This is a genomic window from Streptomyces cahuitamycinicus, assembly GCF_002891435.1.
In the GTDB taxonomy this organism is placed as follows: Bacteria; Actinomycetota; Actinomycetes; order Streptomycetales; family Streptomycetaceae; genus Streptomyces; species Streptomyces cahuitamycinicus.
Map to the genome: position 1 here is coordinate 1 of NZ_POUC01000409.1, position 7,109 is coordinate 7,109.

Below are 7,109 nucleotides of genomic sequence, written 5' to 3' on the forward strand. Positions count from 1 at the left end.
GTGACGCCCCTATGCGTACCCGAGGAGCCCGCCCGTGCACCGTCCCCCCTCCGCCGAGACCGAGGTCGCCGACGAGCTGTCCGTCGTACGGCCCGGGCTCCTGCCGCGGTACGAGGCCGAACTGCCCGGCGCCCGGGCGGCGGTACTGTCCCGGCTGTGGCGCGGTCTCGCCCACGATCCGCTGCCCTGGGTCACCCGCGGCGAGCAGGACGGGAACGGTTGGACGCTGTCCCTGTCCGACGGCCGCCGGCTGCACGGCCCACGGCCGGATCCGTACGCCACCGCCGCGTACGTCACCGTCGTACGGCTCGACGGGACGGCCTACGCCGATCCGGCGCGGCTGATGACGGACCTCGCCGTACCGCACTCCGCCTCCTTCGCCGCCGAACTCGGGCACAGCGTCGCCTCGCTGGCGCTGTCGAGAGCGGGGCAGGAGGGCGACCGGGACGACTGGCCCAAGAGCGACTGGGAGTGGGAGCAGCGGATCGCCGACGGGCATCCCTTCCATCCGACGTGCCGGTCCCGGCCCGGCTTCTCGGTGGCCGAGCAGCTGGCCTACGGGCCCGAGCACCGGCCGGTCGTGGAGCTGGGCCTGGTGCCGGTACGGGCCGAGGAGTGCCTGGTCACGGGCGTGTGGCCGCGGGAGATGCGGGACGGGGAGCGGGTGGTGCTGCCGGTGCACCCGTGGCAGGCGGCGCACGTGCTGAAGCGGGTGTGCGAGGAGCGGCACCCCGCGCATCCGCTGATGTCCCTGCGGACGCTGGCCCTGCCCGGCGGGCCGCATGTGAAGACCTCGCTGAGCGCCCGGCTGACGTCCTCGGTGCGGGACATCTCCCTGCCCTCGGTGGCCGCGTCCACGGTGCTGTCGGACTTCGCCGCGACACCGGCGGCGCGCACGGACGGCCTGCTGCACGTCACCCGCACCCTGGGCGCGGCGGCGGCCGGCTCCCCCGACTTCGCGGCCGTCCTGCGGGAGTCGCCGCAGACGTACGCGGGCAGCGGCGAGCGGGTCCTGCCGGTGGCGGCGCTCGCCACCACCGGCCTGCCCGGCTCCCCCGCCTGGCTGGCCGGTTTCGCCCGGCTCGCACTCACCGTCGGACTGCGGCTGCTGGAGCTGGGCGTGGCCCTGGAGGCGCACGGCCAGAACCTGCTGGTGGTGCTCTCGGCGGCGGGCGAGCCCCTGCGGCTGGTCTACCGCGATCTGGCCGACATCCGCGTCAGCCCGGCCCGCCTCGCCCGGCACGGCATCACGGTGCCCAGGCTGCCGGCCCGGATGGTCACGGACGACGAACGCGCGCTCCGCCGCAAGCTGTTCGGCTCGCTCGTGGCGGGTGCGCTGGCCGGCACGGCCGGGTCGGGCCCGGCGCTCGGAGCGGCGCTGGAGACGGCCGTACGGGACCTGCCGCGCACCGCGGACCTCGCGGCCCTGTGCGCGGATCCCCTGCCCACGAAGGCGCTGACGCTCATGCGGCTTTCACCGCGGACACCCGGGGACCAGTGGGCGGAACTGCCCAATCCCCTTCGGTGAGAGGGGCGTTCGGAAGCGGAGCCGGATGATCATCAGGGTTTCGGGGGCCGGCGGGTACGCGCCGACGCGCGGCGGCGGGCGGCCGTCCTGAAGGCCCACCGCCTGACCGAGGCTCACCTGACCGATCCTCAGAAGGCCCGCTTCCCGTGGGCCTTCTCTCATGCCTCGCGCAGCGCCTTGGCGAGTGCGCCCTCGCCGCTCACCTCGACCCGCCCGGCGCGCACGGCGCGGGTCAGGCTCAGCTCACCGCGGGCGACGGCCGTGCACGTGGCCGTGTCCAGGGCCAGCCGGGCGTCCGGCTCCCCGGGGGCGGGCCCGTCGCCGTACACGGGCCCCTCCTCGGCACCGGCATGCAGATGGAACAGGCCTTCCTCCAGGCGGACTTCGACGAGCCCTTCCCCGTCCAGCAGGCGCAGCAGGGGCAGGGCGAACCAGTGTGCCCGGACCGCGTCCGTCGGCCGTCGCTCGCCGAGCCCGGACCGCCCCCACTCCCCCAGCGCCTGCAGCACGGGCAGCAATTCCCGTCCGCGCGAGGTGAGTTCGTACACGAAGGCCGCGCCTGGGGGCGGCAGCCTGCGCCGGGTCGCGAGGCCGTCGCGCTCCATGTCCTTCAGCCGCGAGGCGAGGACGTCGGTGCTGACGCCGGGCAGGTCCGCGTGCAGGTCGGTGTAGCGGCGGGGGCCCGCGAGGAGCTCCCGGACGATCAGCAGGGTCCAGCGGTCGCCGACGACATCGAGCGCACGGGCGGCGGAGCAGTACTGGTCGTAGCTTCGGCGAGGTGGCATGCCACGCAGTCTAGACAACTTGTTGGACTTTCCAAGCGTGCACTTGGTAAAACCAAGCAACACAGTTCGACAGAGGAGAAGCGGCGCATGGAGTTCCGGCAGTCGAGCAAACTCAGCGAGGTCTGTTACGAGATCCGCGGCCCGGTCATCGAGCAGGCCAACGCGCTGGAGGAGGCGGGTCACAGCGTGCTGCGCCTGAACACCGGCAATCCGGCGCTCTTCGGGTTCGAGGCTCCCGAGGAGATCCTCCAGGACATGATCCGGATGCTGCCGCAGGCCCACGGCTACACCGACTCGCGCGGCATCCTCTCCGCCCGCCGCGCGGTCGCCCAGCGCTACCAGACCCTCGGTCTGGAGGTCGGCGTCGACGACGTCTTCCTCGGCAACGGCGTCTCGGAACTGGTGTCGATGGCCGTCCAGGCGCTCATCGAGGACGGCGACGAGATCCTTATCCCCGCCCCGGACTTCCCGCTCTGGACGGCGGTGACGACCCTCGCGGGCGGCAAGGCGGTCCACTACCTGTGCGACGAGCAGGCCGACTGGTACCCCGACCTCGACGACATGGCGTCGAAGATCACCGACCGGACGAAGGCGGTCGTGATCATCAACCCGAACAACCCCACCGGCGCGGTCTACCCCAGGGAGATCGTCGAGGGCATCCTCGACCTCGCCCGGCGGCACGGCCTCATGGTCTTCGCCGACGAGATCTACGACCAGATCCTCTACGACGACGCCGTGCACCACTCGGCCGCCGCCCTCGCCCCCGACCTGGTGGTCCTCACCTTCTGCGGCCTGTCCAAGACCTACCGCGTGGCGGGATTCCGATCCGGCTGGCTGGTGGTCACCGGACCGCGGCAGCACGCGAAGGACTACCTGGAGGGCCTCACCATGCTGGCCTCCATGCGGCTGTGTGCCAACGCGCCCGCCCAGTACGCCATCCAGGCCGCGCTCGGCGGCCGGCAGTCCATCCGCGAGCTGACCACCCCGGGCGGCCGGCTGCTGGAGCAGCGGAACATGGCCTGGGAGAAGCTCAACGACATCCCCGGCGTGACGTGTGTGAAGCCCAAGGGCGCCCTGTACGCGTTCCCGCGTCTCGACCCCAAGGTGCACAGGATCCACGACGACGAGAAGTTCGTCCTGGACCTGCTGCTGCGGGAGAAGATCCAGGTGGTCCAGGGCACGGGTTTCAACTGGCCGGCCCCCGATCACTTCCGCATCCTGACCCTGCCGCAGGCGGACGACCTGGAGGCCGCGATCGGCCGGATCGGCCGGTTCCTCGGCGGGTACCGCCAGTAGGCCCCGTCCGAGCGACTCCCGGATCGCACGGGGACGGCCGGAAAGGGTCTTTGAGCCGGATGGAGGCAGAGCGCAGGGCGTGGGCGCCGCGCGGAGGGGAACGTCGTCTTCGGTCCCTTTCCAGGCGAGGACGGAGACGAGTGATGGCGACCACGCGGGGTGAAGCCCGGGCCGACACCGCACGACCGGCGGACATCCGGTTGCCGGGCATCGTGCTCGGAGTGGGGATGGGCGGGTTCGTCGACGGCATCCTGCTGCACCAGTTGCTGCAGTGGCACCACATGCTCTCCAGCACCAACCAGGACCGCATCGGGGTGAAGTACTACAACCCCCACACCGTCTCCGGCCTGGAGATGAACACCCTGTGGGACGGCGTCTTCCACACCGTGTGCTGGCTCTCGGTCCTCCTGGGACTGGCCCTGCTGTACTCGCGGGTCACCCACGACCGGCTGCGGGTGTGGACCTCCCGGGTGCTGTGGGGCTGGATGCTCGTCGGCTGGGGCCTGTTCAATCTCGTGGAAGGTGTCGTGGACCACCACGTCCTCGGCATCCACCACGTCCACGCCGGGGAGGGCCAGGTGTGGTGGGACATCGGCTTCCTCGTCCTGGGCGCCCTGCTGGTCGCCGGCGGCCACCTGCTCCAGCGCAGCGGCCGGGCCTTCGACCCCGGTGCATCCGCCGACCGCCGTGCGGGCCGGCCGGGCTGATGGACCACCACCTGCCCGAGCACGGGCACGACGCGGGCAGCGGCGCCCCGGACTGGCTGCCGCCGGCGCTCATGCTGCTCGCCGCCGCCGTTGCCTACCTGCTGCTCGTCCGCCGGGCGCACCACCGCAATCCGGCCCTCGGCTGGAGCCGGTGGCGGACCGGCTTCTTCCTGGGCGGGATCCTCCTGCTCGGCGTCGCGCTGCTGCCGCCCGTGGCCCCCTTCGCCCACGAGGACTTCCACGGGCACATGGCCCAGCACCTCCTCATCGGCATGTACGCGCCGCTCGCGCTGGTCCTGGCCGCCCCCGTCACGCTCCTGCTGCGCACCCTGCCCGCGTCCGGTGGCCGACGGCTGACCGCGGTGCTGCACAGCCTGCCTGCCCGCGTGATCGCCCACCCGGCGCCCGCGCTGGTGCTCTCCACGGGCAGCCTCGTGGTGCTGTACTTCACCCCGCTGTACAACGCGACCACGACCAGTCCGGCCGCGCACTGGCTGCTGCACGCGCACTTCCTGCTCTCCGGATGCCTGTTCGCCTACGCCATCGCCGGACCCGACCCGGCCCCCAGCAGGCCGGGTGTCCGGGCCAGGCTGGTCTACCTCGGCGTCGCGATCGCGGCGCACGCCGTGATCTCCCAGTTGATGTACGGCGGCTTCTGGGTCGACATCCACGCGCCGGTCGACCAGGTGCAGGGCGGCGCGGAGGTCATGTACTACGGCGGCGACCTGGCCGAGTTGCTGCTGGCCGCCGCGCTGGTCGCCACGTGGCGGCCCGAGCCCCGGCGCGCGACGGGCCGTGGTGCGGGGCGGGGAGTCGTCGCGGCCCGGAGTGTCAGTGGCGGGTCGTAGCCTTCGAGCAGGTGGGGCGTTGTGCCCCGGGGCTGTCCGAAGCCGGAGAGGAGCGCGCCGTGACCCGACCGCCGACCGCCGCGCAGCGGCGTGTCATCGACGCCGCCGACCCCGTGACCGGGCGGCTGAGGGGCGCGGAGTCGCAGCTGACGGCGCTGGTGAAGCGGGGGCTGGCCTTCCGGCACCCGCGGCCGCCGCACGATCACTTCCTGACGCCGGAGGGCCACCGGGTGCGGCAGGGGATCACACCGGTCCCCGATCCCGCCGGGCCGGGAGAGGCTCCCGCGCCGACGGGCGTCTTCGCCGCACGCGTCGGCGGTGAGGAAGCCGCTGCGGATGCCGGGCCCGCCCGGCGCCGTGAGGTGCACAGTGCCTGGCAGGGGCTGCTGGAGCTGCGCCGGATGACCAACCCGGGCGGGGGCACGGACCGGCCGTGCGGCTGGGAGCGTACGCATCTGGTGCGGGCCGCCGCGCTGGCTCTGGAGGCGGCCGGGCACGCTCCGGCGGGGCCGGAGGGCGGGGGCTATCGCGTACGGGAGACTCCGCAGCCGGAGGCCGTCGCCGTGCACGAGCCGGACGGCGCGGCGCTGCGGGCCTGCGCGGCCACCCTGGAAGGGGCAGGCTGGCAGGTGAGCGAGCACCGTGAGCCGCGCACCGGGAACCGGTATCTGCTGGCTTCACCGCGCCGGGCGTGATGAGCATGCCAAGATCGGTGGATCGTTGTGCAGTGCACGAGAGCCCGAAGGGGAAGCCGTGAGCGAGCCGTTTTCCGTCCCTGTGACCGTCCGCGGATACGAGACGGACGTCCAAGGACACCTCAACCAGGCGGTCTACCTGAACTACGCGGAGCACGCCCGCTGGTCGCTGCTCCACGCCGCCGGGATCAGCCAGTCCGCCCTCATCGGCAGCGGCGTGGGCCCGGTCGCCCTGGAGACGACCATCCGCTACCAACGCGAACTGCTCGCCGGCGATGAGGTAGAGGTGACCTGCGCGTTCGCGTGGGGCGGCGGCAAGACGTTCCGGATCGAGCAGAACGTCCTGAAGGCCGACGGCACAATCGCCGCGCAGATCACGGCGGTCGGCGGGATCCTGGACCTGGAGAAGCGCAAACTGGTCGCCGATCCCGCCGAGGTCTTCAAGAGGCTGGCGTCGGACCCGGGGCTGTTCGGGCTTTAGGCGGCGTCGCGCCAGATCGTCATGTCCAGTTGCAGGAAGGCGATGTCGGGCACCGCGGTCGACTTCGTCTGGAGCACGAGCAGGGCGATGTCCCCGTTCTGGTGCTTGACGCAGATCTCGGTGCCGGCGGCTGTCGAGGCCAGGGGCCAGCGGTGGCGGTCGGCACTGGCGAGCATGAGCCGGCACTCGTCGAGGGTCGCCCCCGACTTGCCGAACAGCTGAAGGAACACGCTGGTGTCGCTCTCCACCGCGCAGCCGGCGTCCTTGCAGTCGAAGCGGATGTCCCCCTTGCGGTCGTCGCGCATGAACGGGTCCCGGAAGCTCAGCGAATTCTCCGGGGTCAGCATCATGAGCGCATGTGATTCGACTTGCGGTGACACGGACTTCGTCGGCGGGGGCTCGGACGCCTCCGGTGTCCTGCCGCCGGTTCCCGACGCTCCGGTGCGGCCCTCGGACGCCGACGCCGCCGGGTCGGAGGACCGCCCGGACTCGCCGGTGCGGCCCTCGGGCCCCGACGACGCCGAGTCGGAGGACCGCCCGGACTCCTGCGGCCCCGGTGTCGAGCGCGCGCCCGCCACCCACTCGCCGAACCTGCTCCCCGCGTCCGCGACCGCGACCGCCAGGCCCGTCAGCACGAGCGACCCGGCGGCCACGGCCGCGGTCGTGAGGAGCGCGTTGCGGCGTCTTCGCGCCCTCCGCTCCCCCGGCCCGCCCGGGAGCGGCTGGGGCTGTGTGACGACCAGGGGCTGCGGCAGCACCCGGGTGGGGG

The 7,109-nt window shown here is 72.8% G+C and carries 7 protein-coding genes and 1 pseudogene; 6 read left to right on the top strand and 2 right to left on the bottom strand.

Annotated features, from left to right (window positions below; all coding sequences use genetic code 11):
* Positions 1 to 34: 34 nt before the first annotated feature.
* Positions 35 to 1,528, top strand: coding sequence for an IucA/IucC family protein (locus C1J00_RS34880; RefSeq protein WP_102912955.1), 1,494 nt, complete (start codon positions 35 to 37; stop codon positions 1,526 to 1,528).
* 158 nt (positions 1,529 to 1,686) lie between these two features.
* Here C1J00_RS34880 and C1J00_RS34885 read toward each other — a convergent pair whose 3' ends face one another.
* Positions 1,687 to 2,313 (bottom strand): winged helix-turn-helix transcriptional regulator, encoded by a 627-nt coding sequence (locus C1J00_RS34885; RefSeq protein ID WP_102912956.1) that lies wholly within the window; start codon positions 2,311 to 2,313, stop codon positions 1,687 to 1,689.
* 87 nt (positions 2,314 to 2,400) lie between these two features.
* Between C1J00_RS34885 and C1J00_RS34890 the strand changes: the two genes are divergently transcribed.
* The 5 genes from C1J00_RS34890 to C1J00_RS34910 all read left to right on the top strand — a co-directional run bounded on the left by C1J00_RS34890 (position 2,401) and on the right by C1J00_RS34910 (position 6,340).
* The gene (locus C1J00_RS34890) at positions 2,401 to 3,609 is read left to right on the top strand and encodes a pyridoxal phosphate-dependent aminotransferase (protein ID WP_102912957.1); all 1,209 of its coding nucleotides are present in this window, start codon (positions 2,401 to 2,403) and stop codon (positions 3,607 to 3,609) included.
* A 143-nt stretch (positions 3,610 to 3,752) separates the two neighbouring features.
* Positions 3,753 to 4,316, top strand: a complete 564-nt coding sequence (locus C1J00_RS34895) for a DUF2243 domain-containing protein (protein ID WP_102912958.1) — start codon at positions 3,753 to 3,755, stop codon at positions 4,314 to 4,316.
* A complete protein-coding gene (locus tag C1J00_RS34900) occupies positions 4,316 to 5,164 on the top strand; it encodes a cytochrome c oxidase assembly protein (RefSeq protein WP_102912959.1) in 849 nt (282 codons plus the stop codon). Before C1J00_RS34895 ends, C1J00_RS34900 begins: the two co-directional genes overlap by 1 nt.
* Before the next feature lie 59 nt (positions 5,165 to 5,223).
* A complete protein-coding gene (locus C1J00_RS34905) occupies positions 5,224 to 5,859 on the top strand; it encodes a hypothetical protein (protein ID WP_102912960.1) in 636 nt (211 codons plus the stop codon).
* A 58-nt stretch (positions 5,860 to 5,917) separates the two neighbouring features.
* Positions 5,918 to 6,340, top strand: coding sequence for an acyl-CoA thioesterase (locus tag C1J00_RS34910; protein ID WP_102912961.1), 423 nt, complete (start codon positions 5,918 to 5,920; stop codon positions 6,338 to 6,340).
* On the opposite strand, the pseudogene C1J00_RS45640 reads toward C1J00_RS34910, so the two are convergent.
* Positions 6,337 to 7,109, bottom strand: a pseudogene (locus C1J00_RS45640) (serine/threonine-protein kinase); the annotation flags it as partial. The gene C1J00_RS34910 and the pseudogene C1J00_RS45640 overlap by 4 nt on opposite strands.